This is a genomic window from Vulcaniibacterium thermophilum, from assembly GCF_007923255.1.
GTDB lineage: Bacteria > Pseudomonadota > Gammaproteobacteria > Xanthomonadales > Xanthomonadaceae > Lysobacter_F > Lysobacter_F thermophilum.
Genome location: NZ_VOHJ01000038.1, coordinates 1 through 25,886 on the forward strand (window position 1 = coordinate 1; position 25,886 = coordinate 25,886).

Consider the following 25,886-nt stretch of genomic DNA (forward strand, 5'->3'; position numbering starts at 1 on the left):
CTGCCGGTGGCGTTCGCCGCCGGCGCGCGCGCCGGAGCTCCCGCGCGCGCGCGGGGCGCGGCGGTGCGCGACGTGCGCCGCTACGGCGCGCGCGGCGACGGCGAGCACGACGACACCGCCGCATTCCAGCGCGCGATCGACGCCTTGCCGGCCGAAGGCGGCACGGTGCGCGTGCCGGCCGGCACCTACCTGATCGATCCGCTGCGCAGCGTGCGCCTGCGCTCGCGCATGCATCTGCGGCTCGACCCGGGTGTGCGCCTGCTGGCCAAACCGAACGCCGCGCCGCGCGCCTACGTGCTCAACGCCCACGGCGTGAGCGACGTCGAGATTTCCGGCGGACGCATCGTCGGCGACCGCGACCGCCACCTCGGAACCCGCGGCGAATGGGGCCACGGCATCATGGTGCGCGGATGCCGGCGGGTGACGGTGCGCGACATCCACATCTCGCGCTGCTGGGGCGACGGCATGTCGATCGGCGCGATCGACGCCGGCCGCGGCCGTCCGGTCGTGCGCAGCGAGGACGTCGTGGTCGCCCGCGTCACCGCCACCGGCAACCGGCGCCAGGGACTGACCATCGGTCGCGCCCGGCGCGTGCGCGTGTTCGACTGCGAGTTCAGCCACACCGGCGGCACGCCGCCCGCCGCCGGCATCGACGTCGAGCCCGACAGCGGCGCCGACACCGGCGACGTGGTGATCGAGCGCTGCCGTGTGTTCGGCAACCGCGGGCCGGGCATCCAGCTCTGGCGCCGCGTGAGCGAGGTCGCCATCCGCGACTGCGACATCCACGACAACCGCGGCCACGGCATCCTGGTGGCCGGCGCGTCGCGGGTCGACATCATCGGCAACCGCCTGCGCGCCAACACGCCGCGCGCCATCGGCCTGCGCGACAGGACGGCCGCGGTCACCATCGCCGCCAACCGGTTCGCCGAGGCATCCCCGGCGCCGCGGCACGCGGCGCGGGCGACGGATCGCCACATCCGCATCGCCGACGGCGTCGCGCGGGTGCGCATCGCCGACAACCGCTACGACTGAGCCCCGTGCGCGCCGGCACGGCGCGCGTTCAGACTGTTCGGCTTGTTCAGCCCGTTCAATTTCGTGATGCGCCGAACTGTGGCGCAGGCCAGCGAACGCCCGTTTCACGCCCGCTAGATTGCGCCCTCACATGGGCTTCACGGGTCAGCCCGTGCGCCAGGGGACCATCAGGGGAGGGCGCCGCGCGGCGGCGTTGGGCAAGTGGCAACCAGCATTCTCGAGCGTTCCGGGGCCGGAGCGGAACCGCCGCGCCGGTCCTTCCTTCGCACCACCTTGCAGATGGCGGTGCCGGCGGTGCTGTGGGGCGTCGCCCCGCGGGCGCTCTCGCTTTCGCGCGCCGATTACATGCCGCCGGGCCGCGCCCGCGGCGACGCGCGCGTGAGCGTGCGCAGCTACGGCGCGGTCGGCAACGGCAGCAGCGACGACACGGCCGCGTTCCAGGCCGCGATCAACGCCTTGCCCAGCACGGGCGGCACTGTCTACGTGCCGGCCGGCACCTACATGATCGATGCGGTGAAGTCGGTGCGGCTGCGCAGCAGGATGCACCTCGAACTCGACAACGGCGCGGTGCTGAAGGCCATCCCGAACGGCGCCGAGAAGGCGTACGTCGTGCTGGCGGACAAGGTCTCCGACGTCGAGATCTCCGGCGGCCAGATCATCGGCGAGCGCTACGGCCATCTGGTCACGACCGGCGAATGGGGCCATGCGATCTTCATCCGCGGCAGCAAGCGCGTGACCATCCGCGACATCCGCGTCGCCGATTGCTACGGCGACGGCATCTCGCTCGGCGCCGCGCCGGTCTGGCAGAGCGATCCGATCTACAGCGAGGACGTGGTCATCGCCAACGTCTGCTCGACCAACAACCGTCGCCAGGCGCTGACCATCGGCCGCGCCAAGTACGTCGAGGTGCGCGATTCGGAGTTCAGCGGCAGCAACGGCGTCAAGCCGGAGACCGGCATCGACATCGAACCGGATCTGCCCGACGAGGGCGGCATCTCGTTCAAGGTGACGATCGAGAACTGCGTGATCCGCCACAACAAGACGTACGGCATCAACGTCTTCAAGGGCGCGCGCGACATCACCATCCGCAACTGCCGGATCGAGGAGAACGGCAGTTGCGGCCTGGTGACGGTCGCCTGTTCGACGTTGAGGATCGAAGGCAACACGATCCGCAACAACTCGGCGACCGGCCTGCTGCTGAGCGACGGCACCGAGGCCTGCCGGGTCGAGAGCAACACGTTCTACGGCAACTACAGCCGGCTGGGCGAACAGGTGCGCACGCCGTTCACCCTGTCCGGCTGGGCGCCGAAGATCGAGCGCGACATCCTCATGCGCGGCACGCTGGTCGACGTCAGCATCCTCAGCAACTACTACCGCTGAGTTCGCTGCCGGCCGCCGCGCCGCGCGCCGTTCGCGGTCGTGGAAAAACGCCGCGGGAGAGCGGGCATTCTGCCGCTCCGGCATCCGCCCCGGCACCGAGCGGGCTACCGCATATGGTTGAGCTACAAGGAAAAAATCGCATTCAGCGATATCAATCTGGGATTGAGTGCGCAGCGGTTTTTTTCACGCCCTGTAGATTTCCCCGTCACGAGGGCTTCACGCGGTAGCGAACCCGGTCCCGTACCTGCTCAACCTTAATCGCCGAATTCCGGCCAGGGGAACAAAAGTGAATCACGACGCACTCGAGCACATCGTGCCCGAGGAAGGGACGCCTCGCCGCAAGTTTCTGAAGAACAGCCTCCTGCTGACCGTTCCGGCCCTGGTCGGCGGCGCGCTCCTGCCGAAGGTGTCGATGGCGGCCACCTACGTGCCGCCGACCCGCATGCGCGGTCTCACCCGGCTCAACGTCCGCAACTACGGCGCGCTCGGCAACGGCACCAGCGACGACACCGCCGCGATCCAGGCGGCGATCAACGCGCTGCCGTCCGACGGCGGCACCGTCTACATCCCGGCGGGCACCTACATGATCGACGCGGTCAAGTCGATCCGCCTGCGCAGCAAGATGCATCTGGAACTCGACCCGGCCGCGGTGCTGAAGGCGATCCCGAACGGCGCCGAGAAGGCGTACGTCGTGCTCGCCAGCAAGTGCACCGACGTGGAGATCTCCGGCGGGCAGATCATCGGCGAGCGCTACGGCCACCTGGTGACGACCGGCGAGTGGGGCCATGCGATCTTCATCCGCGGATCGCAGCGCGTCACCATCCGCGATATCCGCGTGGCCGACTGCTACGGCGACGGCATCTCGCTGGGCGCGGCGCCGGTGTGGCAGAGCGCGCCGATCTACTCGGAGGACGTCGCGATCGCCAATGTCGTCTCGACCAACAACCGCCGCCAGGCGCTGACCATCGGCCGCGCCAAGTACGTGCAGGTGCACGATTCCGAGTTCAGCAACAGCAATGGCGTGAAGCCGGAGACCGGCATCGACATCGAACCCGACATGCCGGATGAGGGCGGCATCGCCGACCGCATCACGATCAAGAACTGCGTGATCCGCGGCAACCGCACCTACGGCATCAACATCTTCAAGGGCGCCCGCAACATCACCATCCGCGGCTGCACCATCGAAGAGAACGGGAGCTGCGGTCTGGTCACGGTCGGCTGCACCGGCATCTACATCGCGGTGAACACCGTCCGCCGCAACTCGGCGACCGGCATCTTCATCCAGTACGACACCACCAACTGCCAGATCAGCCAGAACACGTTCTACGACAACTACCTGCGCCTCGGCGACGTGGACCGCACGGCGTTCTCGCTCTACGGCTGGGACAAGAAGGTCGAGCGCGATCTGCTGTACCGCGGCGAGGGCATCGTCGATCTGCGCATCACCACCAACTACTACCGCTGATCCAGCGATCCCGCGGCAGCCCGGACGCCGCCGGCCGCGAAGCCGGCGGCGTTCTTTTTGCGTCATCGAATCCAGGGGAATACCGACATGACTCACGAAGGGGTCTCCATGCCCGCGACCGGTTGCGACCGCCGTCAGTTCCTGCGCGGGGTGGCGCTCGCCGTACCGGCCGCGCTCGGCGTGGGCGCGCTGTGGCCGGCGCAGGCGCGCGCCGCCGTGTATGTGCCGCCCGTGCGCGCGCGCGGAAGCGCGCGCCTGAACGTGCGCGACTTCGGCGCACTCGGCAACGGCACCGCCGACGACACCGCGGCGTTCCAGGCGGCGATCGATGCGCTGCCCGTCGACGGCGGCACGGTGTACGTGCCCGCCGGCAGCTATGCGATCGACGCGGTGCGTTCGATCCGCCTGCGCAGCCGCATGCATCTGGAAATGGCGTTCGACGCGAAGCTCGTGGTGATCGCCAACGCGGTCGAACGCGCCTACGCGCTGCTCGCCGACCAGGCGAGCGACGTGGAGATCTCCGGCGGCCAGATCCTGGGCGACCGCTACCGTCACCTGGGAACCACCGGCGAGTGGGGCCACGGCATCATGGTGCGCGGCTGCTCCCGTGTGACGATCCGCGATCTGCGCATCGCCGACTGCTGGGGCGATGGCATCTCACTGGGCGCGGCCAAGGTGACCGGCCAGGAGCCGATCTCGAGCGCCGACGTGGCGATCGCCAACGTGGTTTCCACCAACAACCGCCGCCAGGGACTGACCATCGGCCGCGCGCGCTATGTCGAAGTCCGCGATTCCGAGTTCAGCAACAGCAACGGCACGCTGCCGGAGACCGGTATCGACATCGAGCCCGACTATCCGGGCATCGCGTACAAGATCAACATCCAGAATTGCCGCCTGCGCGGCAACAGGCGCGACGGCATCAACGTCTACAAGCGCGCGCAGGCGGTGACGATCCGCGCCTGCACGATCGAAGGCAACGGCAACTGCGGGATCGTGACGGTCGCCTGCAGCGCGACCTACATCGCCAGCAACACCGTCCGCAACAACGCCTTCCATGGCCTGTCGGTGCAGGACGGCACCAGGAACTGCCAGGTCAGCCAGAACACGTTCTACGGCAACAACGCCGCCGCCTACCCGGGGACGCGCGCGCCGTTCACGCAGACGGGCTGGTCGGAGCGGGTGGCGCGCGACATCGCGCTGAGCGGCGCGATCGCCGACCTGCGGATCACCACCAACTACTACCGCTGAGCAACGCGGGAGGGGCCACCGGACGCCGCCGATCGCTGGATCGGCGGCGTCCGTGTGTCCGCACCCGTCGGGCCGTGCGGCGCCTACGACAATGTGGGTGAAGCGCACGTGCACGGCGTCGCGCGCGTCTTCGCGACGGGGGCGCATGTGTGCGCACCGCCACACGCTGCGTTCAGCGCAAACGGGCTTGTTCACCGACGTCCAGGGCGAGTGCGACGCGGTTCGCAGCGTGCGATTTCACGCAGCGTAGATTTGTCCGTCACGGCGCCTTCACACATCGATCCGGCGCCGGCCCGCTGTCCGCCACTCCAACGCCGCTTCCGCGGCAGGTCATCAATGAAACAGAACGAACTCGTGCACGTGGTGCCCGAGGCCCGGACGCCTCGCAGGGAATTCCTCAGGACCTCGATGCTGCTTGCCGTCCCGGCCATGCTCGGTGGCGTGGCGTTGCCCAAGGTGGCGAAGGCGGCGTACGTGCCGCCGACCCGCGCCCGCGGCACCACCCGTCTCAACGTGAAGAACTACGGTGCGCTCGGTAACGGCACCGCCAACGACACCGCCGCCATCCAGCGCGCCATCAACGCGCTGCCTTCGACCGGCGGTACGGTCTACATCCCGGCCGGCACGTACATGATCGATGCGGTCAAGTCGATCCGCCTGCGCAGCAAGATGCATCTGCAGCTCGATCCTGCCGCCAAGCTGGTCGCGATCCCCAACGCGGCCCTGAAGGCCTATGTGGTGCTGGCCGACAAGGTGACCGACATCGAGATCTCCGGCGGCCAGATCATCGGCGAGCGCTACGGCCATCGCCGCACCGACGGCGAGTGGGGCCACGCCGTCATGATCCGCGGCAGCAAGCGGGTCACCGTGCGCGACATCCGGCTCGCCGACTGCTACGGCGATGGCCTGTCGATCGGCGCCGCGTCGGTGTGGAACGGCACGCCGATCATGTCCGAGGACGTGGTGATCGCCAACATGGTGTCCCACAACAACCGCCGCCAGGCGCTGACGATCGGCCGCTCCAAGTACGTCCAGGTCCATGATTCGGTGCTCAGCGGCACCAACGGCGTGGCGCCGGAATGCGGCATCGACATCGAGCCCGATCTGCCCGAGGACGGCGGCTACACGGACAACGTGGTGATCCAGAATTGCGTCGTGAAGGAGAACGCCAAGTACGGCATCAACATCTTCAAGAGCGTGCGCAACGTGACGATCCGCGGGTGCACGATCGAGCGCAACAAGAGCTGCGGCGTGGTGACCGTGGGCTGCACCGGCATCCGGCTCGAGGCCAACACCATCCGCTACAACTCGGCGACCGGCGTCTATCTGCAGACCAACAGCAGCACCATCACCATCACCGGCAACACGTTCTACGGAAACTACGCGCGGCTGGGCATCCAGACCCGCACGGCGTTCACGTTGACCGGATGGTCGAGCAGGATCGAGCGCGACATCCTCTACAAGGACAGCGTCTCGGGCCTGAAGATCCTGACCAACTACTACCGCTGACGTCCCGCGCAGGGGCGAGCGGGTCCGTACCAAGCGCCGCCGACTCGACGTCGGCGGCGCTTTTTTGCGCACGGTCGAGCCAGCGCGCGGCATCGGACGCCTCCACGCGCGCCCGGGAACGCCCCGCGCGATGCGCGTTCTGTGCGCACGTGCGCACAACCGATTCACGCTCGACCCTGCGCATTCAGCGCGTCGTTAGCGTTCCGTTGGCGTTCAAGTACGCGCGTTCACGGCGGCTAGATTGCGCCCTCACCCGGGCGCCACGCCGGTTTCACCCGGGGACAACAGCGGTCGCTTCCTCAGCCGCATCCGTTGGCCTCAGTGCCTCTTTCCTTCCCTCGCATGCGCCGGATCCGTGCCGGCCAAACAAGGTGAAAACGCTAGTGAACCGCAACGAACTCGAGCTCGCCGCGCCGCGCCGTATCTTCCTCCGCAACTCGTTCCTCGTCGCTGCCCCGGTCATGCTGGGCGGCGCCCTGTTTCCGGCCCGTGAAGCGATGGCGGCCTACGTGCCTCCGACCCGCACGCGCGGCAGCACGCGCCTGAACGTGCGCAACTACGGCGCGGTCGGCAACGGGTCGACCAACGACACGGCCGCCATCCAGCGCGCCATCAACGCGCTGCCTTCGACCGGCGGTACGGTCTACATCCCGGCCGGCACGTACATGATCGATGCGGTCAAGTCGATCCGCCTGCGCAGCAAGATGCATCTGCAGCTCGATCCGGGCGCCAAGCTGGTCGCGATCCCCAACGCGGCGCTGAAGGCGTACGTGGTGCTGGCCGACAAGGTGACCGACATCGAGATCTCCGGCGGCCAGATCATCGGCGAGCGTTACCGCCACCAGCGCACGGACGGCGAGTGGGGCCACGCGATCTTCATCCGCGGCAGCAAGCGCGTGACCATCCGCGACATCCGCGTGGCCGACTGCTTCGGCGACGGCATCTCGCTGGGCGCGGCGCCGGTGTGGCAGAGCGCGCCGATCTACTCGGAGGACGTCGCGATCGCCAACGTCGTGTCGACCAACAACCGCCGCCAGGCGCTGACCATCGGCCGCGCCAAGTACGTCGAGGTGCGCGACTCGGAGTTCAGCAACAGCAACGGCGTCAAGCCGCAGACCGGCATCGACATCGAGCCGGACGAGGGCGGCGTGGCCTACAAGATCAACATCCAGGACTGCGTCATCAAGGGCAACAAGACGTACGGCATGCTGGCCTACAAGGGCGCGCAGTCGGTCACGGTGCGCAACTGCACCATCGAGCGCAACGGAAGTTGCGGCCTGGTGACGGTGGGTGCGCGTTCGGTGACCATCTCGGCGAACACGGTGCGCGACAACTCGGCCACCGGCATCTTCATCCAGGACGGCACCAACGGGTGCACCATCAGCGGCAACACGTTCTACGACAACTACCTGCGACTGGGCGATCAGGATCGGACCGCCTTCACGCTGACCGGCTACTCGAGCCGGATCGAGCGCGACATCCTCCGTCGCGGCACGATCACCGGTCTGACGATCGGCACCAACTACTACCGCTGATCCGCGTTCTTCTTCGTCGTTGTGCCGCCCATCTCCGGATGGGCGGCTTTTTTTCGCCCGGTCGCACCGGCGCTGGCTCGGCCATGAAGACCCGTTCACGCCGTCCTCCCTAGAGTGGAGCGCTCGTTTGCGCAACGGCGTGCGAAAGGACATGGAGAATGCGGGCGCGGGGATCGCGGCGATGCGGCCCGGTGGGCTGAGGCGCTGGCTGCCGGCGGGCGCGGGTCGCGCGATCGCGACTCTGACGCTGTTGAGCGGCGCCACCGCGCTGGGTGCGGTGATGGTGTTCCTCACCCAGACCCTGCTCGCCCGCATCATGGGGCCCGCGCAGTACGGCCTGTTCGCATCCTCGCTCGCGACGGTGACGATGATCGCGCCGCTGGCCGGTTTCGGCCTCACCCAGTTCCGCCTGAAGATCTACGGCGCCGAGGGATGGCATGCCAACCGCTGGCTTCCGGCGTCCCTGCGTTTCACCGCGCTGACGACATCGCTGGCGTTGCTGTCGCTGGCCGGTTGGGCCTTGCTTGGCGCGCCGCCGGACGATACGCGCTTCATGCTGCTGGTGCTCTCGCCAGTGGTGATCAGCATCCTGATGGTGGATCTGATCAGCAACAAGCTGCGCCTGGAGGAGCGCTACGGCGAGATGGCGCTGTGGCAGATGGCCATCCCCGCGAGCCGTCTCGCGGTGGCCGTCGCGCTGCTGCTGGTGCCGCATCTCAGCGGGCGGTTCGTCGCGCTTTGCTACTGCGCGATCGCGGTGCTGGTGGCGTCGGCAACGGTGCCGCAGGTGCGCGCGATGATGCAGGGGCGGCTGGACCTCAAGGGGCACGGGCCGCGTCCCGCGCGCATCGTCCATGCCGACCCGCCGCCGGGCGTGGGGGCGCTGTGGTCGCAGGCATGGGCGTTCGGCGTGTATGCCGCGCTGTATCCGGTCTTCTATCAGATCAGCACGATCCTGCTGAAGTACCTCGCCGGCGATGCCCATGCCGGCCGCTACAGCGTCGCGCTGGCGGTGATGACGGCGATCTACCTGATCCCGGCGACCATCTATCAGAAGTACCTGCTCGGCAAACTGCACCGGTGGGCGGTGCACGACCGGCCCAAGTTCTGGCGCGTGTACCGGCAGGGCAACGCGGGAATGCTGGGGCTCGGGCTTGCGATCGGCGCGGCGCTGGCGATCGCGGCGCCGTGGGTGGTGCCGCTGGTGTTCGGCGAGCAGTACCGCAGCGTCGCCGATATCCTGCAGGTGCTGGCGCTGTGCGTGCCGATCCGCTTCCTGTCCACCGCGATGGGCGCGGCGCTGCTCACCGAGAACCACATGCGCTTCCGGGTATACGCGATCGCGGTGTCGACCGTGTTCACGGTCGGGATGAATGCGGCGCTGATCCCGCGCTTGGCCGAGTCCGGCGCCGCGTGGGCGACGGTGATCGGCGAGGCGGCGTTGCTGCTGGGCACCGCCTGGGGCGTCCGCCGCTTCCGCCGCCTCGAACGGGCGAGGGACGAGGCGCGATGAGACATCGCTTCGACGGCCCGATCACGGGCGCTTGAGTAACCATGTGACGATGAGCACGTATTTCTATCCCGTCGCCGCGTCGCCCGCGCCGGCCGCCGTCGCACGGCCGCGCAGGCTGCATCCGGCGGTCGTTCCGGTGCTGTACGCCGCCTGGACGCTGTTCGCGGTGTTCGTCTACAGCCGCTACAGCCAGCTCGGCGATGCCGAGTCGTACATGACCGGCGCCTACGCGGCCGATCCGGAAACCCAGGCGCGCACGCTGTTCGTCACCAAGCTGGCCGCGCGCCTGAGCGCGTTGGGCGGCGCGCTCGGGGCGCATCTGGCGTTCTCGCTGTTCGCCGCCACCGGCATCGCCTACATGGTCTGGCAGGCGAACGCGCATGGCCGCCACCGCTGGCCGCTGCTGGTCCTGCTGCTGCTGCCGAACTTCGGCGTGTGGACCGCGGTGATCGGGCGCGAGGCGCTGTTCACCGGACTGCTGGGCCTGTTTCTCGGTGCGCTGATCGGCTACTACCGCAGCGGCGGCCTGTACCGGATCCTGCTGGCGCTGCTGTGCGTGGGCGGCATGGTGTTCCTGCGCGGACCGTTCGGCATGGGGGCCGGGCTGCTGCTGCTCGGCTTCCTGGTGATCGTGTGGGGACCGAGCACGCGCCTGAGCGCGGGCGTGCAGGCGCTGATGCTCGCGGGCGTCGCCGCGCTGGCGGTCGCGCTGCTGTGGCCGCAGCTCGACCGCTACATCACCGAAGAGGTTCTGCCGAAGGCGCGCAGCTACTTCACCATCCACTCGCCGACCACCCGCCTGTGGGTGGAGATGGACACCAGCGGCGATCTGTTCGGAAGTCTCTGGTGGTCGCTGCCGCTGGCGCTGCTCGGACCCACGCCGGGCGAGGTGCTCGCGCGGCCGGTGATGCTGCCGTTCTTCCTTTCCGGCCTGATCGTGATCGGGCTGCTGCTGCACGGCATCCGCCAGGCGCTGTTCCGCGCGCCGGCCGGCCTGCCGCGCAAGATCCTGATGCTGGGCTGGCTGCCGGCGATGCTGGTGGTGCTGATCGCCTACGTGCCGTTCGGCATCTACAACCCCGGCAGCGGCATCCGCTACGCCGCGACGTTCCTGTTGCTGCTGGTCTTCCCGTCGATGCTGCTGTCGGCCGTGGATACCGAGGCCGCGGACGCGCTCGACGCCCAAGCCGAAGATCCGCACGCCACGGAGGACGAATGAAGTTCGCGTTCTACGCCAACACCGACTGGTACCTCTACAACTTCCGCCTCTCCACCGCGCGCGAGCTCAAGGCCCACGGTCACGAGGTGGTGATGCTTTCGCCGCCGGGCGAGTTCGGCGCGCGTTTCGCCGATCACGGGTTCCGCTGGGTTCCGCTGGCGATGGACCGGGCCAGCCTCAACCCGCTGCGCGAAACGCGCACGATCGCGCAACTGGCGGGCGTGCTGCGTCGCGAGCGTCCGCACCTGCTGCACAACTTCACCGTCAAATGCGCGGTGTACGGCGCGATGGCCGCGCGCGTGGCCGGCGTGCCGGCGGTGGTCAACGCGGTCGCGGGCCTGGGGTATGTGTTCACCAGCGATGCCCCGTTGGCGCGCACGCTGCGCCCGATGGTGAAGCAGATGATGCGGATGACGCTCGGCGGCGGGCATTCGCGCGTGGTGCTGCAGAATCCGGACGACGCCGAGGTGATGACGCGCCAGCGGCTGGTGCCCGCGGACCGCATCCGCGTGATCCGCAGCTCCGGCGTCAACACCACCCGTTTCGTGCCGCCGCCGCGCGACGCCGAGCCCGAGCGCCTGCGCGTGCTGCTGGCCGCGCGGCTGCTCTGGGAGAAGGGCGTGGGCGAGTACGTGGAGGCCGCGCGGATGCTGCGCGCACAGGGCCGGGCGATCGACTTCCTGCTCGCGGGGACGCCCGACCCCGGCAATCCGCGCTCGGTGAAGCAGGCCGAAGCGGAGGCGTGGGCGCGCGAAGGCGCGGTGCAGTGGCTCGGGCACGTCGAGGACATGCCGGCGCTGATGCGTTCGGCCGATGTCATGGTGCTGCCCAGCTACTACCGCGAAGGCGTGCCGAAGAGTCTGATCGAGGGCGCGGCCAGCGGGCTGGCGCTGATCACCACCAATCTGCCCGGCTGTTGCGAGGTAGTACGCGAGCACGGCGTCGACGGCCTGCACGTGGAGCCGCGCAATGCTGCGCAGCTCGCCGAGCGCATCGCGCTGCTCGATCAGGACCGCGCGCTGCTGCGCCGCCTGGGCGAGCGCGCCCGCCAGCGCGCGCTGGCGGAGTTCGACGAGCGTCTGGTGATCGACCGCACGCTCGAGGTGTACGGCGAACTGCTGGGCGCCTGGACGCACCGCGCGGCGGAGCCGGCGGCGGTCGAATTCGCCCGGCGCTGATCGGTTCTCTTCCGGCATGTGGGCACGGCTGAACGACGTTCTCGTCGCGCTGACCTATCCGCCGGCGTTGTCCGCCTGCCTGCTGGCGCTTGCGGCGCTGGCGATGCTGACGGGGCGGCGGCGGTCGGCCGCGTTGCTCGGGGCGGCGGCGTTCGCGTGGTCGGCGCTGCTGTCGATGCCGTCGGTGTCGGAGGCGCTGCGCGCGTCGCTGGAGAACCGTCACCCGCGCATGGAGATCGAGCGCCTGCCGCGGGCCGATGCGGTGGTCGTGCTCGGCGGCGGCTACCACTATCCGTGGATCGACCGTCCTCACGTCGACCCGCGCACGCTGCCGTACAGCCGTCTGGCGGCCGGCGCACGCGCGTTCCTGGCCGGACGCGCGCCGCGCGTGATCCTCTCCGGCGGCGGCGCGCAGGGCCGCACGGAGGCGGAAACGATGGCGCGCGCGATCACCCGCTTCGGCGTGCCCACCGAGGCCCTGCTGCTGGACGTGCGCAGCCGCGACACCGAGGACAACGCCCGCAACACCGCCGTCATCGCGCGCCGCCACGGCATCCGCCGCGTGCTGCTGGTGACCTCGGCGCTGCACATGCCGCGGGCGGTGCGCCTGTTCGAGGCCACCGGGCTGGAGGTGGTGCCGGCGCCGGTGCCCGAACCCACCAGCCGCCGCGACGGCCTCGGCCGCTGGCTGCCTTCGTTCAGCGCGCTGTGGCGCAGCGGCCGCGCGCTCAAGGAATACCTCGCGCTGGCCGAGGTGGACTGGCGGTACTGACCGGCTCATGTGCGCGTTTCACATCGCAACTGCAGCCGGCTTCCTACAGTCCCGCCAGCGGGGCCCGTGGCCCCGTCCCACCGCGCCACGCGCGAACGTCCCCCACCCGGATCAGGAAACGATGCCGTGAACGCTCCGTATCGCGCCCTTGCTCTCGCTTTTTCGCTGACCGTGCTGACCGCCTGCGTGCCGGGCCAGCATCTCGCCGCCGACACGCCGGACCAGCCCGATCTCGTCGAGAGCGGGCAGGTGAAGGTGGTGCCCATCACGCCCGAGCTGGTCGCCGGCCAGACCGCGCAGACCGCCGAAGTCCCCGGCGAACTGCTGCAGTACCGCCCCGATGCCTACCGTATCCGTCCGGGCGACTCGCTGCTGGTCACCGTCTGGGACCATCCCGAACTGACCACGCCGGCCGGCGCGCAGCAGGGCGCCGCCAACGGCCGGCTGGTGGAAGCCAACGGCACGCTGTACTTCCCGTACATCGGCCGCGTGCAGGTTGCCGACAAGACGCTCGACGAAGTGCGCGACATCCTCCGTCGCGGCCTGTCGCGCTACCTGCGCGAGCCGCAGGTGGACGTCAGCCTGGCCACGCCCGGCGGCCAGATCGCGTTCGAAGGCGCGTTCACCAACACCGCGCCGCAGCCGGTGACGCCGGTTCCGGTGACGCTGGCGCAGGCGGTGGGCCGCGCCGGCATCAACCTGCAGCAGGCCGACCTGTCCGGCCTGACGCTGATCCGCGACGGCCGCGCCTACACGCTCGACTACGACGCGCTGAACCGGCCCGGCAGCGTTGCGCCGGACATCTACCTCAAGCCCGGCGACCGCCTGTTCCTGCCGTACAACGACGACCGCCAGGTGTACGTGCTCGGCGAGGTGACGCGCCCGCAGGCGATCACCTACAAGACCTCGCGCATGAACCTGACGCAGGCGCTGGGCCGTGTCGGCGGACTCAACCCGCTCACCAGCAACGGCAAGGCGGTGTACGTGATCCGCGGCCTGCGCGACGTCGAGCAGGGGCAGGGCACGGCGACGGTGTACCAGCTCGACGCGCGCTCGCCGGCCGCGTTCGTGCTGGCCGACCGCTTCCCGCTGCGCCCGGGCGACGTGGTGTTCGTCGGCGCCGCCGGCGTCACCCGCTGGAACCGCGTGATCTCGCAGCTGCTGCCGGTCTCGGGCGTGCTGCGCAACCTCGCCTCGACCCAGGTCGACGTCAGCAACTGACGTCTCGCCCCGCGCGACGGGGCTCCGGTATCGTGCGCGTCCTCACCGATGCGCACGAGCCGTTTCATGGGCAAGGCCAAGACCGCCTACGTCTGCGCCGAATGCGGCGCCGATCACAGCAAGTGGCAGGGACAGTGCGCCGATTGCGGCGCCTGGAACACGCTGGCCGAGATCGCGCTCGAGCCGGCCGGCAAGGCGCCCGCCGCCGCGCGCCGCACCGGCTGGGCCGGGCGCGCCGACGCGCCGGCCGTCACCGCGCTCAAGGACGTCCGCCATGCCGAGGAGGCGCGCGTCTCCACCGGCATCGGCGAGCTCGACCGCGTGCTCGGCGGCGGCCTCGTGCACGGCGCGGTGGTGCTGGTCGGCGGCGATCCCGGCATCGGCAAGTCGACCCTGCTGCTGCAGGCGGTCGCGAAGCTGGCCGGCACGCTGCCGGCGCTGTACGTCACCGGCGAGGAATCGCTGGCGCAGGTGGCCGGGCGCGCTGCGCGGCTCGGACTGCCGCTGGACGGCATCCATGCGCTCGCCGAAACCGGCATAGAACGCATCCTCGATCAGGCCGCGGCGATGAAGCCGGGCCTGATCGTCGCCGACTCGGTGCAGACGCTGTGGACCGAGCAGCTCTCCGCCGCGCCCGGCTCGGTGAGCCAGGTGCGCGAGACCGCCGCGCGGCTGGTGCGCTATGCGAAGGAAACCGCGACCTCGGTGTTCCTGGTCGGCCACGTCACCAAGGAGGGCGGCATCGCCGGCCCGCGCGTGCTCGAGCACATGGTCGATGCGGTGCTGTATTTCGAAGGCGAGAGCGGCAGCCGCTTCCGCGTGCTGCGCGCGTTCAAGAATCGCTTCGGCGCGGTCAACGAGCTGGGCGTGTTCGCGATGGGCGACAAGGGCCTGCGCGAGGTGCCCAACCCGTCGGCGATCTTCCTCTCCGGCAGCCGCGAACCGCAGCCCGGCAGTTGCGTGATGGTCACCCGCGAGGGCACGCGCCCGCTGCTGGTGGAAGTGCAGGCGCTGGTGGACGCATCGCCCTTGTCCAACCCGCGCCGCGTCGCGGTGGGCATGGAGGGCAACCGGCTCGCCATGCTGCTGGCGGTGCTGCACCGGCACGGCGGCGTCGGTGTCGGCGACCAGGACGTGTTCGTCAACATCGTCGGCGGCATCCGCGTGCAGGAAACCGCCGCCGACCTGCCGCTGCTGCTCGCCGTGCTGTCGAGCCTGCGCGACCGCCCACTGGAGGCGCAGACGGTGGCGTTCGGCGAAGTCGGCCTGTCCGGCGAGATCCGTCCGGTGCCCAACGGCGAGGAGCGCCTGAAGGAAGCTGCCACCCACGGCTTCAGGCGCGCGATCGTGCCGAAGGCCAACGCGCCGAAGGCGGGCGCGTACAAGGGGCTCGAGGTGATCGCGGTGGAGCGCCTGGCCGATGCCTTGAGCGCCGCCTGATCGCCCGCCACACTGCGGGCTTTGACGGGGAGTGCCCGATGAAAGCGATCGTCGCGGCCGTCCGCCGCCTGTTCTCGGGGCGCGGGCGACGGCAGGAACCGCCGGCGCTGTCCCCATCCGGATTCGCGGAAGAGGTCGCGCGCCAGTTGCGCGTCCGCCTCCCCGACGTGCGGACCGAGATCGCGGGGCCGCTGGAGCTGGCGCTCACCTCGCCGACCGGAAGCACCCAGCGGGTGTTCCTCGACAACGCCTACCGCGCCTGGCGGTCCGAGGACGGCGAGGGGCGCGCCCGGGTGATCGAGAGCTACCTCGCGTCCTACGTCGAGGCCCAGTCCGGCCTCGCGCGCAGTCGCGACGCGATCGTGCCGATCGTCAAGGACCGCGAGTGGCTGGAGGAGATGCGCGCGATGCGTGCGCGGGGCGGCAATGTCGGCGACATCGTGCACGAGGCGCTCAACGAAGCGCTGATCGTCGCCTACGCGATCGACACGCCCAGCAACATCGCCTATCTGAACGAAGACGAGCTTGCCGGGCTGGATGTCGAGCGCAGCGCGCTCCGCGCGTTGGCGGTCCGCAACCTGCGCCACCTGCTGCCGCGCATCGAGGTCCATCGCGGCGAGCGCCTCGGAATGGTGGTCGCCGACGGGAACTACGAGGCCTCGCTGCTCCTGTTCGACGACCTATGGGCGCGCGAGAGCGAGCGCTTCCGTGGCGATCCCGTGGTCGCCGTGCCGGCGCGCGACGTGCTGGTGTTCGCCGATTCGGCCGACGCCGGGGCGGTCGCCGAACTGGCGGCGCTCGCCCGCCAGATCCATCAGGAAGCCGGCTACGCCCTGAGCGACCGTGTCTTTCGCGTCCAGCGGGACGGCATCGCCCTGCACGCGGAGTGACGGCCGGGGGCGGTCTCCGCCCGCCTTGCGCCCTTCGGCAGGCGCGGGCAGGGACAGGTTCCGCTACGCCCGGCCCAGCACCATCTCCAGCACGAACTTGCTGCCGAAGAACGCCAGCACCAGCAGCGCCATCGCCGCCAGCGTCCAGCGCACCGCCACCACGCCGCGCCAGCCGCGCCGCCAACGCCCGAGCAGCAGGGCGCCGAACGTCAGCCAGGACAGCACGCTCAGCACCGTCTTGTGCACCAGGTGCTGGGCGAGGAGGTCCTCGACGAACAGCACGCCGGTCAGCAGCGTCGCGCTCAGCAGCACGAAGCCCGCGGCGATGGTGCGGAACAGCAGCGTCTCCAGTTGCACCAGCGGCGGCAGCGCACGCAGCCAGCGGTGGAACTCGCGCCGGCGCAGCGCGCGCTCCTGCAGCCACAGCATGATCGCCAGCAGCGCCGCGATCGCCAGCGTCGCGTAGGCCAGCAGCGCGAAGCCGGCGTGCAGTTGCAGTCGCCAGTCGAGCGCTTCCGGCGGCTCCCGCCCGGCGAGCGCGTACAGCGCCAGCATCGCCGCCGCGATCGGGAACACCACCACCCCGAGCGCGCGCATCCGCCCGCCCGCGCCGGTCACCGCGGTCAGCGCCGCCATGCCCAGGCCCACCAGCGACAGCGCGGCGAAGAAGTGCAGGTCCAGCCCGGCCGCGCGCCAGGCGTCGAGGTGCGCGGCCGCATGCAGCGCGACCGCCACCGAGGCGGGCGGCAGCCAGATCCGCTGGCTCCCGTCCCGGCGCAGGACGCCCACCAGCAGGGCGGTCGCGACGGCATAGAACGCGAGGGCGATGAGAACGAATGTCATCCGTCGAGTGTCGCACAGGCCCGCGCCCCGGCGTGACCGCCCCGCCGGTTCAGGCGTCTGCGGACGCGCGGGCTATACTCCGGCCCCCCCGTCCGCACCCCGGAATCCGCGATGTTCGAGTCCCTCACCCAGCGCCTGTCCGGCACCATCGACCGCCTGCGCGGCCGCGGGCGGCTGACCGAGGAGAACATCCGCGAGAGCCTGCGCGAGGTGCGCATCGCCCTGCTCGAGGCCGACGTCGCGCTGCCGGTCGTGCAGGCGCTGATCGAGCGCATCAAGGTGCGCGCGGTCGGCCAGGAAGTGCTGAAGTCGCTGACGCCGGGCCAGGCGCTGATCAAGGTGGTGCGCGACGAGCTCACCGCGGTGATGGGCGCGCAGGCGGCCGACCTCAACCTCAACGTCGCCCCGCCCGCGGTGATCCTGATGGCCGGCCTGCAGGGCGCGGGCAAGACCACGACGGTCGCCAAGCTCGCCAAGCACCTCAAGGAGCGCCGCAAGAAGAAGGTGATGGTGGTCTCCGCCGACGTCTACCGTCCGGCCGCCATCGAGCAGTTGAAGACGCTGGCCGAGCAGGTCGGCGTGCTGTTCTTCCCCTCGCAGGCCGACCAGAAGCCGGAGGCGATCGTGCGCGCCGCGATCGACGATGCGCGCAAGTCGTTCGCCGACGTGCTGATCGTCGACACCGCCGGCCGCCTCGCCATCGACCAGGCGATGATGGACGAGATCAAGGCGCTGCACGCGGCGGTCAAGCCGGTGGAGACGCTGTTCGTCGTCGATTCGATGACCGGCCAGGACGCCGCCAACACCGCCAAGGCGTTCGCCGAGGCGCTGCCGCTGACCGGCGTGGTGCTGACCAAGACCGACGGCGACGCGCGCGGCGGCGCCGCGCTGTCGGTGCGCTACATCACCGGCCGCCCGATCAAGTTCATCGGCACCGGCGAGAAGCCCGAGGGGCTCGACGTCTTCCATCCCGACCGCATCGCCAGCCGCATCCTCGACATGGGCGACGTGCTGTCGCTCGTCGAACAGGTGGAGCAGCAGGTCGACAAGGACAAGGCGGCCAAGCTGGCCGAGAAGGTCGTCAAGGGCAAGAAGTTCGACCTCAACGACATGCGCGACCAGCTCGAGCAGATGCAGAACATGGGCGGCATCCACGGCCTGATGGACAAGCTGCCCGGCATCGGTCAGATCCCCGATGCGGTGAAGACCCAGGTCACCGGCAAGGAAGTGCCGCGCATGATCGCGATCATCAACTCGATGACCAAGAAGGAGCGCCGCAACCCGGCGCTGCTGAACGGCTCGCGGCGGGCGCGCATCGCCCGCGGCTCCGGCACCACCCCGGCCGATGTCAACCGTCTGCTCAAGCAGTACCAGCAGATGGAAAAGATGATGAGCAAGCTCGCCGGCGGCGGCATGAAGGGCCTGCTGCGCGGCATGCGCGGGATGATGGGCGGCCGCGGGCCGATGCCGTTCCGCTGAGTCCTCCGCGGCGGCCGGCGGCGTTCGATCCGGGGCTGCGTCGGCCGTAGGGTGGTTCACCCCTCCCTTGCGCCGCAGGAGCAGGGCAGGGCGCGCGCGGCCGCGCCGAGGCGTCGCCCCTCGGTCCTGGCGCCCCCGGGCCGAGCGCGCGGTCGTGGCGGCACGAAGGCGCCCACGCGGCTCGTCCTTGTCCCCACGGCTGGCGCGCTTCCCGGTCGGGCCCGTATAATCCCGCGCTTACCTCGCCGTCCCGGCGACTGGGCAACACAGGAAACCGCAATCCATGGTCAAGATCCGCCTCACCCGCGGCGGCGCGAAGAAGCGCCCGTTCTACCACATCATCGTCACCGACAGCCGCAGCGCGCGCGACGGTCGCAACATCGAGCGCCTGGGCTACTACAACCCGGTGGCCTCGGGGAACGACAAGCGCGTCGAGCTGAACGTGGAGCGCGTGCAGCACTGGATCAAGAACGGCGCGCAGATGACCGAGAAGGTCGCCAACCTGTACAAGCAGGCGCTCAAGGACGCCCCCGCCGGCGCCTGACGCGATCGCCGCGCCCGTGGCGCGGCGCGATCCCGACATGCCGATCCACGATCCCAGGCGCCTGATCCTGCTCGGCAGGGTGGTGGGCGCCTTCGGCGTGCGCGGCGAGGTCAAGGTCGAATCCTGGACCGAGCCGCGGCGCCAGATCTTCCGCTATCAGCCCTGGACGCTGCGCGACCCGCGGGGCCGCGAGCGCGAGCTGCTCGGCGCGCGTGGCCGCGAGGCGGGCAAGCACCTGGTCGCCGTGCTGCCCGGCATCGAGGACCGCGACGCCGCCGAGGCCCTGCGCGGCACCGAGATCCTCGTTCCGCGCTCCGCGCTGCCGCCGCCCAGGCCCGGCGAGTATTACTGGGTGGATCTGGAGGGCCTTGCCGTCCGGACGGTCGAGGGCGTGCCGCTCGGCACGGTCTCGCACCTGTTCTCCACCGGGGCGAACGACGTGATCGTGGTGCGCGACGACGAGCGCGAGCGGATGATTCCGTTCGTGCAGCCGCAGTACGTCACCGCGGTCGATTTCGACGCCGGCACGATCACGGTCGACTGGGACCCCGATTTCTGACCGGTGCAGCCGGCACTCCGCGCGGATGATGCTGGCGAACCCGATCGCCGCTCAAAGCGCCCATCCGCGGCACGCCTTCCGGCGTGCGATCCTGACCCGGTTCCCGGTTCCCGGTTCCCGGTTCCCGGTTCCCGATTGCCGGTTCCCGGTTCCCGATTGCCGGTTCCCGGTTCCCGATTGCCGGTTCCCGGTTCCCGGTTCCCGATTGCCGATTCCCGATTCCCGATTCCCGATTCCCGGTTCCCGGTTCCCGATTCCCGATTCCCGATTCCCGGTTCCCGGTTCCCGATTCCCGATTCCCGATTCCCGATTCCCGATTCCCGATTCCCGATTCCCGATTCCCGATTCCCACCGCCCATGCGCATCGACGTCGTCACCCTGTTCCCCGAATTCGTCGCCCAGTGCGCGGCGTTCGGCGTGGTCGGGCGGGCGGTCGAACGCGGGCTGCTGGCGGTGCACGGCTGGAATCCGCGCGACTACGCCGAGGGCAATTACCGCCGCGTCGATGACCGCCCGTTCGGCGGCGGGCCGGGCATGGTGATGATGATCGAGCCGCTGCGCGCGGCGCTGCGGGCGGCGCGCGCGGCCGATCCGGCGCCGGCGCGGGCGATCTACCTCAGCCCGCAGGGCGCGCCGCTCACCCAGGCCCGCGTGCGCGAGCTCGCCGGCCGCGAACGCCTGATCCTGCTGTGCGGCCGCTACGAGGGCATCGACGAGCGGCTGATCGCCGCCGAGGTGGACGAGGAGATCTCCATCGGCGACTACGTGCTGTCCGGAGGCGAGCTGCCGGCGGCGGTGCTGATCGACGCCGTGGCCCGGCTGCAGGAGGGCGCCCTCAACGACGCCGAGTCGGCCAGCCAGGACAGTTTCGAGGACGGTCTGCTGGACTGTCCGCACTACACCCGCCCGGTCGTGCACGAGCTGGGGCGGGTGCCCGAGGTGCTGCTCTCGGGCAATCACGCCGCGATCGCCCGCTGGCGCCGCGCGCAGGCCCTGCGCCGCACCTGGCAGCGGCGGCCGGACCTGCTGGCGAAGGCCGCGCTCACCCCGGCCGACCGCGCCCTGCTGGACGCCTGGCGCGAGGAGGACGGGCCGGCGGACGGCGGCGGCCCGGACCGGCCCGCCTAACTGCTAGCCACGCAAGGAAAAAGCCCGCTATAATGCGCGGCTTCCGCTTCACCCATGCCATGACGCGGGTCCACGTGCACTCGCGCAACAACGACACCAACAGGCCGGACCATGAACAAGCCCTCCCTGCATACCCTGCTGCAGAACTTCGAAACCGCGCAGCAGAAGCGTGAACTGCCCGAATTCGGCCCCGGCGACACCGTCGTGGTCAACGTCAAGGTGAAGGAAGGCAACCGCGAACGCGTCCAGGCCTACGAGGGCGTGGTCATCGCCAAGAAGAACGCCGGTCTGAACTCGTCGTTCACCGTGCGCAAGATCTCCCACGGCTACGGCGTGGAGCGCGTGTTCCAGACCCACAGCGCCACCATCGATTCGGTCGAGGTGAAGCGCCGCGGCAAGGTGCGCGCCGGCAAGCTCTACTACCTGCGCGGTCTGGAAGGCAAGAAGGCGCGCATCAAGGAGGATCTGTCCGCCTACGCCAAGCCCGCGAACGCTTCGGCCGACCAGGCCTGAGTCGCGCTCCGGGCTGCACCGCGACGGCCGCCGCAGGGCGGCCGTTCGCGTTTGCGCGTCCGAACGGTTCAGCACGCGCACGGCGTCGGCCTTGCGGCCGCCACACCCGCCGCCATCTGCATTCCACGACCGCCTCCCGCTTCGACGCATGAACGATTCCGCGGGCGTGCGCCTCGACCTCTGGTTGTGGGCCGCGCGCTTCTTCAAGACCCGCAGCCTGGCCAAGCAGGCGATCGAGACCGGCAAGGTCGAGATCGGCGGCCAGCGCGCCAAGGCCTCGCGTGCCGTGCGCGTGGGCGATCCGCTGCGCATCGTGCGCGCAGGCGAGGTGTTCGAGATCGAGGTGCGGGCGCTGAGCGACACGCGCGGCCCGGCCAGCGTCGCGCAGACGCTCTACAGCGAATCGGACGCCTCGCGCCTGGCGCGCGAGCAGGCGCGCGCGCTGCGTGCGGCCGAGCGTGCCGGCTTCCAGCCGCCCGAATCGAAACCCGACAAACGCGCGCGCCGGTTGATCCGCGCACTGGGCGACATCGACGCGCTCTGATCCGGTAGCGGCGGCGGAGCGGCACCGTGCTCGGAGTACGCGCCGGTTGGCGCGCATGGCGACCTGTTGCGCGTCGCATCGGATAACGATTGCCGGGCGCCCGTCCTCGTCGTTCCCGCGCGCGCACCCGCGCTGCGCGCGGGCGGCCTTCGGCCGTCCCAATCGGCTTCCCATGCCGATTGGTCGAACCCGCAGGCGCGTTCGTCCACCCGCCCCGCACCGCAGAAACGCAAACGGCCCCGCGAGGGGCGTTGCTTCGTGAGGGGGAGCGGTGCACGAGGGCGGGATGGATGCGCGCCATCCATGGCGCGCACCCGCGCTGCGCGCGGGCGGCCTTCGGCCGTCCAAACGGGCTGTCCTGCCCGTTTGTCGAACCCGCAGGCGCGTTCGTCCACACGCCCTGCACCGCAGAAACGCAAACGGCCCCGCGAGGGGGCGTTGCTTCGTGAGGGGGAGCGGTGCACGAGGGCGGGATGGATGCGCGCCATCCCTGGCGCGCACCCGCGCTGCGCGCGGGCGGCCTTCGGCCGTCCCAATCGGCTTTCCATGCCGATTGGTCGAACCCGAAGGCGGGTTCATCCACCAACCCTGCAGCGCCAGAAATGCCGAAGGCCCCGCGAGGGGGCCTTCGGCATTTCTGGCGGAGAGGGCGGGATTCGAACCCGCGAAGCGGTTTTAAGCCGCTTACACACTTTCCAGGCGTGCTCCTTCAACCACTCGGACACCTCTCCTGAACCCGGAAGCAGGCGCCGCGGGGACACCTGGAGGGGCGAGCAGTCTACCGGGCGCGCCGGATGCGGACAAGGTGAACGGCGGCGCGGGGCGGAGCCTCGCGGCGGCGTGGCAGAATGCATGAATGTCCTATCTCGTCCTTGCGCGCAAATGGCGCCCCCGGCGGTTCGCCGAGCTGGTGGGGCAGGAGCACGTCGTCCGTGCGCTCACCAACGCGCTGGACAGCGGGCGCGTGCACCACGCGTTCCTGTTCACCGGCACGCGCGGCGTGGGCAAGACGACGATCGCGCGCATCTTCGCCAAGTCGCTGAACTGCGAGCGCGGCACCTCGGCCGAGCCGTGCGGTGAATGCAACGCCTGCCGCGACATCGACGCCGGCCGCTTCATGGATCTGCTCGAGATCGACGCCGCGTCCAACACCGGCGTGGACGACGTGCGCGAGGTGATCGAGAACGCGCAGTACGCGCCTTCGCGCGGGCGGGTGAAGGTGTACCTCATCGACGAGGTGCACATGCTGTCGAAGGCGGCGTTCAACGCGCTGCTGAAGACGCTGGAGGAGCCGCCGGGCCATGTGAAGTTCCTGCTGGCGACCACCGATCCGCAGAAGCTGCCGGTGACCGTGCTGTCGCGCTGTCTGCAGTTCAACCTGAAGCGGCTGGACGAGCAGCAGATCGCCGGTCAGATGCGCCGCATCCTCGAGGCGGAAGGCATCGCCGCCGAGGACGGCGCGATCCGCCAGCTCGCGCGCGCGGCCGACGGCAGCCTGCGCGACGGCCTGTCGCTGTTGGACCAGGCGATCGCCTACACCGGCGGCCGGCTGGAGGACGCGGCGGTGGCGGCGATGCTCGGCACCGTCGATCGCACCCGCGTCGGCGCGCTGCTGGAGGCGCTGGCGGACGGCGACGGCGCCCGCCTGCTGGCCGAAACGGCGGCGCTGGCCGAGTTCTCGCCCGATTGGGGCGGTGTGCTCGATGCGCTGGCCGAGGCGCTGCACCGCGTGCAGGTGCGGCAACTGGTGCCGGAAGCGGCGATGGACGGCGACGGCATCGACGTCGATGCGATCGCCGGCCGGGTGCGGCCGGAGCTGGTGCAGCTCTGGTACCAGATGGCGCTGCAGGGCCGGCGCGAGCTGCCGTACGCGCCGAGCCCGCGTGCCGGGTTCGAAATGAGCGTGCTGCGGATGCTGGCGTTCCGTCCGCCCGGCAATGCGGCGACGGCCGCGCCGGCGCCGCGCGGTGCCGAAACCGGAGCGGGCGCGACGCGCACGTCGGGCACGAGCGCGGCGGCGACCGTCTCCGCGCCGGTGCTGGAGCGCGCGGAGGTCGTGCGCGAAACCGCGCTGCCGCCGCGCGCGATGGAGCCGCCGCCCGCAGCGTCCGTCCCTTCGGCGCCGGCCATGCCCGTCGCGCCGATGGCCAGCGCACCGCATGCGGCTGCGACCGCATCGCACGCGACGATCGACGGCGTCGAGGCCTGGCAGGCGCTGGTCGAGCGTTGCGGCTTCAAGGGCCCGACGCTCGAGCTCGCGCGTCACGCCGGCTTCGTGTCGTGCCGCGACGGCGTGCTCACCCTGGCGGTGGACGAGGTGCTGCGCACGCCGCGCGCGGTGAAGACGCTCACCGACGCGGTGTGCGAGGCGCTGGGCGCACCGCTGCAGATCCGCTTCGAAGCGCCCGACACGGTGCAGGCCGACTCGCTGCACGCGCGCCAGCAGCGCGAGCGCGATGCCCGCCAGGCCGCGGCCGAGCAGGCGTTCCTGTCCGATCCCCACGTGCGCCATCTGATCGAACGGCACGGCGCAACCGTGGTCCCGAATTCCATCCGACCCCTCGACGAGTGACCCCCATGCGCGGCAACATCGCCCAACTCATGCAGCAGGCGCAGCGGATGCAGGAGAACCTGCAGCGCGCGCAGGAAGAACTGGCCAAGATCGAAGTCACCGGCAGCAGCGGCGCCGGCATGGTCAACGTGACCCTCACCGGCCGCATGGAGTGCCGCAAGGTGCGCATCGACCCGAGCGTGCTGGCCGACCCGGAGATGGCCGAGGATCTGATCGCCGCCGCGTTCAACGACGCGGTCAACAAGGTCAACGCCGAATCGCAGGCGAAGATGGCCGCCGCCACCGCCGGGATGCCGATTCCGCCGGGCATGAAGCTGCCGTTCTGAGGGCGGGGGAACCGGGAACAGGGAACAGGGAACAGGGAACAGGGAACAGGGAACAGGGAACAGGGAACAGGGAACGGGAACCGGGAACCGGGAACCGGGAACCGTTATTCGCGCGGGCCAACTTTCCCCGTTCCCCGTTCCCCGTTCCCGCTCCCGGCTCCCCGTTCCCGCTCCCGGCTCCCGGCTCCCGGCTCCCGGCTCCCGGCTCCCGGCTCCCCGTTCCCCGTTCCCCGTTCCCCGTTCCCGCTCCCCGCTCCCCATGAGCTCCCTGCTCGAACAACTGATCGAGGCGTTGCGCGTGCTGCCGGGCGTGGGCGCGAAGTCGGCGCAGCGGATGGCGTACCACCTGCTCGAGCGCGAGCGCGCGGGCGGGCAGCGGTTGGCCGAGGTGCTGGCGGCGGCGATGGAGCGCATCGGCCATTGCGAGCGCTGCCGCGACTTCAGCGAATCCCCGCTGTGCGCCACCTGCGCGAGCCCTTCGCGCGATGCGCACCTGCTGTGCGTGGTGGAGACGCCGGCCGACCGCCTCGCCATCGAGCAGGCCACCGGCTACCGCGGCCTGTACTTCGTGCTGCAGGGGCGGTTGAGCCCGCTCGACGGCATCGGCCCGCGCGAGCTGGGTCTGGACCGGCTGGCCGCGCGCCTGGCCGGGGGCGAGGTGCAGGAACTGATCGTCGCCACCAACCCGACCGTGGAAGGCGAGGCGACCGCGCACTACCTGGCCCAGCTCGCGCGCCAGCACGGCGTGCGTCCCAGTCGTCCGGCGCACGGCGTGCCGCTGGGCGGCGAGCTGGAGTACGTCGACCGCGGCACGCTCTCGCACGCGTTCGGCTCGCGCAGCGAGATGGTCTAGGTGTGAAGCTTCAATAGGTTGTTTCGGCGGAGCGCCAAGCGGGTGATGGGTGGCTGACCGCCGAGTGCGCTGTGTGGGCGGTGACAGTTGTAGTGATGCAGCCAGTCCTGCAGCGCCTCGCGG

24 protein-coding genes and 1 tRNA gene are annotated in these 25,886 nt (G+C 70.3%); 22 read left to right on the forward strand and 3 right to left on the reverse strand.

Translation table 11 applies throughout. From position 1 onward, the window contains the following. The 13 genes from FQY64_RS12550 to FQY64_RS12610 form a co-directional block, all read left to right on the forward strand. The coding region (locus tag FQY64_RS12550) for a right-handed parallel beta-helix repeat-containing protein (protein WP_186760987.1) at window positions 1-1,032 on the forward strand (1,032 nt) is incomplete at its 5' end. A 279-nt stretch (window positions 1,033-1,311) separates the two neighbouring features. Next, window positions 1,312-2,412 carry a right-handed parallel beta-helix repeat-containing protein gene (locus FQY64_RS12555; protein ID WP_146474752.1) on the forward strand — a complete coding sequence of 367 codons (1,101 nt, stop codon included), beginning with the start codon at window positions 1,312-1,314 and terminating at the stop codon, window positions 2,410-2,412. A gap of 286 nt (window positions 2,413-2,698) precedes the next feature. Beyond that, window positions 2,699-3,877, forward strand: a complete 1,179-nt coding sequence (locus tag FQY64_RS12560) for a right-handed parallel beta-helix repeat-containing protein (RefSeq protein ID WP_146474754.1) — start codon at window positions 2,699-2,701, stop codon at window positions 3,875-3,877. Window positions 3,878-3,985: 108 nt separating this feature from the next. Beyond that, on the forward strand, window positions 3,986-5,125 hold the full coding sequence (locus tag FQY64_RS12565; protein WP_186760989.1) for a right-handed parallel beta-helix repeat-containing protein: 1,140 nt from the start codon (window positions 3,986-3,988) through the stop codon (window positions 5,123-5,125). Between the two features lie 408 nt (window positions 5,126-5,533). Continuing rightward, on the forward strand, window positions 5,534-6,634 hold the full coding sequence (locus FQY64_RS12570) for a right-handed parallel beta-helix repeat-containing protein (protein WP_186760991.1): 1,101 nt from the start codon (window positions 5,534-5,536) through the stop codon (window positions 6,632-6,634). Between the two features lie 371 nt (window positions 6,635-7,005). Next, window positions 7,006-8,169, forward strand: a complete 1,164-nt coding sequence (locus FQY64_RS12575; RefSeq protein ID WP_186760993.1) for a right-handed parallel beta-helix repeat-containing protein — start codon at window positions 7,006-7,008, stop codon at window positions 8,167-8,169. 151 nt (window positions 8,170-8,320) lie between these two features. Next, window positions 8,321-9,682, forward strand: a complete 1,362-nt coding sequence (locus tag FQY64_RS12580) for a lipopolysaccharide biosynthesis protein (protein WP_146474762.1) — start codon at window positions 8,321-8,323, stop codon at window positions 9,680-9,682. 49 nt (window positions 9,683-9,731) lie between these two features. Continuing rightward, window positions 9,732-10,901, forward strand: a complete 1,170-nt coding sequence (locus tag FQY64_RS12585; protein WP_146474764.1) for a hypothetical protein — start codon at window positions 9,732-9,734, stop codon at window positions 10,899-10,901. After that, window positions 10,898-12,079: a glycosyltransferase family 4 protein gene (locus tag FQY64_RS12590; RefSeq protein WP_146474766.1), complete on the forward strand. Its 1,182-nt coding sequence runs from the start codon at window positions 10,898-10,900 to the stop codon at window positions 12,077-12,079. Before FQY64_RS12585 ends, FQY64_RS12590 begins: the two co-directional genes overlap by 4 nt. Window positions 12,080-12,095: 16 nt before the next feature. Continuing rightward, entirely contained in the window at window positions 12,096-12,851 is a 756-nt protein-coding gene (locus tag FQY64_RS12595; protein WP_146474768.1) for a YdcF family protein, read from the forward strand. Window positions 12,852-12,977: 126 nt separating this feature from the next. Then, window positions 12,978-14,072: a polysaccharide biosynthesis/export family protein gene (locus tag FQY64_RS12600; RefSeq protein ID WP_146474770.1), complete on the forward strand. Its 1,095-nt coding sequence runs from the start codon at window positions 12,978-12,980 to the stop codon at window positions 14,070-14,072. A gap of 66 nt (window positions 14,073-14,138) precedes the next feature. After that, the gene (radA, locus tag FQY64_RS12605; RefSeq protein ID WP_146474772.1) at window positions 14,139-15,512 is read left to right on the forward strand and encodes a DNA repair protein RadA; all 1,374 of its coding nucleotides are present in this window, start codon (window positions 14,139-14,141) and stop codon (window positions 15,510-15,512) included. A 38-nt stretch (window positions 15,513-15,550) separates the two neighbouring features. Then, window positions 15,551-16,402, forward strand: coding sequence for a DUF1444 family protein (locus tag FQY64_RS12610; protein WP_146474774.1), 852 nt, complete (start codon window positions 15,551-15,553; stop codon window positions 16,400-16,402). Between the two features lie 63 nt (window positions 16,403-16,465). Here the strand turns inward: FQY64_RS12610 and FQY64_RS12615 are convergent, their stop codons facing one another. Continuing rightward, window positions 16,466-17,245 carry a cytochrome C assembly family protein gene (locus FQY64_RS12615; RefSeq protein ID WP_186761002.1) on the reverse strand — a complete coding sequence of 260 codons (780 nt, stop codon included), beginning with the start codon at window positions 17,243-17,245 and terminating at the stop codon, window positions 16,466-16,468. 111 nt (window positions 17,246-17,356) lie between these two features. Between FQY64_RS12615 and ffh the strand changes: the two genes are divergently transcribed. From ffh to FQY64_RS12650, 6 genes are all read left to right on the forward strand, one after another. After that, on the forward strand, window positions 17,357-18,724 hold the full coding sequence (gene ffh, locus FQY64_RS12620) for a signal recognition particle protein (RefSeq protein ID WP_146474776.1): 1,368 nt from the start codon (window positions 17,357-17,359) through the stop codon (window positions 18,722-18,724). Between the two features lie 283 nt (window positions 18,725-19,007). Continuing rightward, on the forward strand, window positions 19,008-19,268 hold the full coding sequence (rpsP, locus tag FQY64_RS12625; protein ID WP_146474778.1) for a 30S ribosomal protein S16: 261 nt from the start codon (window positions 19,008-19,010) through the stop codon (window positions 19,266-19,268). Window positions 19,269-19,305: 37 nt separating this feature from the next. Next, window positions 19,306-19,827, forward strand: coding sequence for a ribosome maturation factor RimM (gene rimM, locus FQY64_RS12630; RefSeq protein WP_146474780.1), 522 nt, complete (start codon window positions 19,306-19,308; stop codon window positions 19,825-19,827). A gap of 357 nt (window positions 19,828-20,184) precedes the next feature. Next, window positions 20,185-20,955: a tRNA (guanosine(37)-N1)-methyltransferase TrmD gene (gene trmD, locus FQY64_RS12640; RefSeq protein WP_146474794.1), complete on the forward strand. Its 771-nt coding sequence runs from the start codon at window positions 20,185-20,187 to the stop codon at window positions 20,953-20,955. 111 nt (window positions 20,956-21,066) lie between these two features. Beyond that, complete coding sequence (rplS, locus tag FQY64_RS12645) at window positions 21,067-21,468, forward strand: 50S ribosomal protein L19 (RefSeq protein WP_146474782.1); 402 nt, start codon at window positions 21,067-21,069, stop codon at window positions 21,466-21,468. 148 nt (window positions 21,469-21,616) lie between these two features. Continuing rightward, complete coding sequence (locus tag FQY64_RS12650) at window positions 21,617-22,012, forward strand: RNA-binding S4 domain-containing protein (RefSeq protein WP_146474784.1); 396 nt, start codon at window positions 21,617-21,619, stop codon at window positions 22,010-22,012. Window positions 22,013-22,650: 638 nt separating this feature from the next. Here FQY64_RS12650 and FQY64_RS12655 read toward each other — a convergent pair. Continuing rightward, a tRNA-Ser gene (locus FQY64_RS12655) sits at window positions 22,651-22,743 on the reverse strand. Window positions 22,744-22,868: 125 nt separating this feature from the next. Here FQY64_RS12655 and dnaX point away from each other — a divergent pair. The 3 genes from dnaX (at window position 22,869) to recR (ending at window position 25,763) form a co-directional block, all read left to right on the forward strand. Next, window positions 22,869-24,584 carry a DNA polymerase III subunit gamma/tau gene (dnaX, locus tag FQY64_RS12660; RefSeq protein ID WP_146474786.1) on the forward strand — a complete coding sequence of 572 codons (1,716 nt, stop codon included), beginning with the start codon at window positions 22,869-22,871 and terminating at the stop codon, window positions 24,582-24,584. Between the two features lie 5 nt (window positions 24,585-24,589). Next, window positions 24,590-24,910, forward strand: coding sequence for a YbaB/EbfC family nucleoid-associated protein (locus tag FQY64_RS12665; RefSeq protein WP_146474788.1), 321 nt, complete (start codon window positions 24,590-24,592; stop codon window positions 24,908-24,910). Between the two features lie 259 nt (window positions 24,911-25,169). Beyond that, window positions 25,170-25,763: a recombination mediator RecR gene (gene recR / locus FQY64_RS12670; RefSeq protein WP_146474790.1), complete on the forward strand. Its 594-nt coding sequence runs from the start codon at window positions 25,170-25,172 to the stop codon at window positions 25,761-25,763. Here recR and FQY64_RS12675 read toward each other — a convergent pair. Beyond that, window positions 25,760-25,886: integrase core domain-containing protein (locus tag FQY64_RS12675; RefSeq protein WP_146474792.1), on the reverse strand; the 127-nt coding region annotated here is incomplete at its 5' end. The two genes, recR and FQY64_RS12675, sit on opposite strands and share 4 nt — an antisense overlap.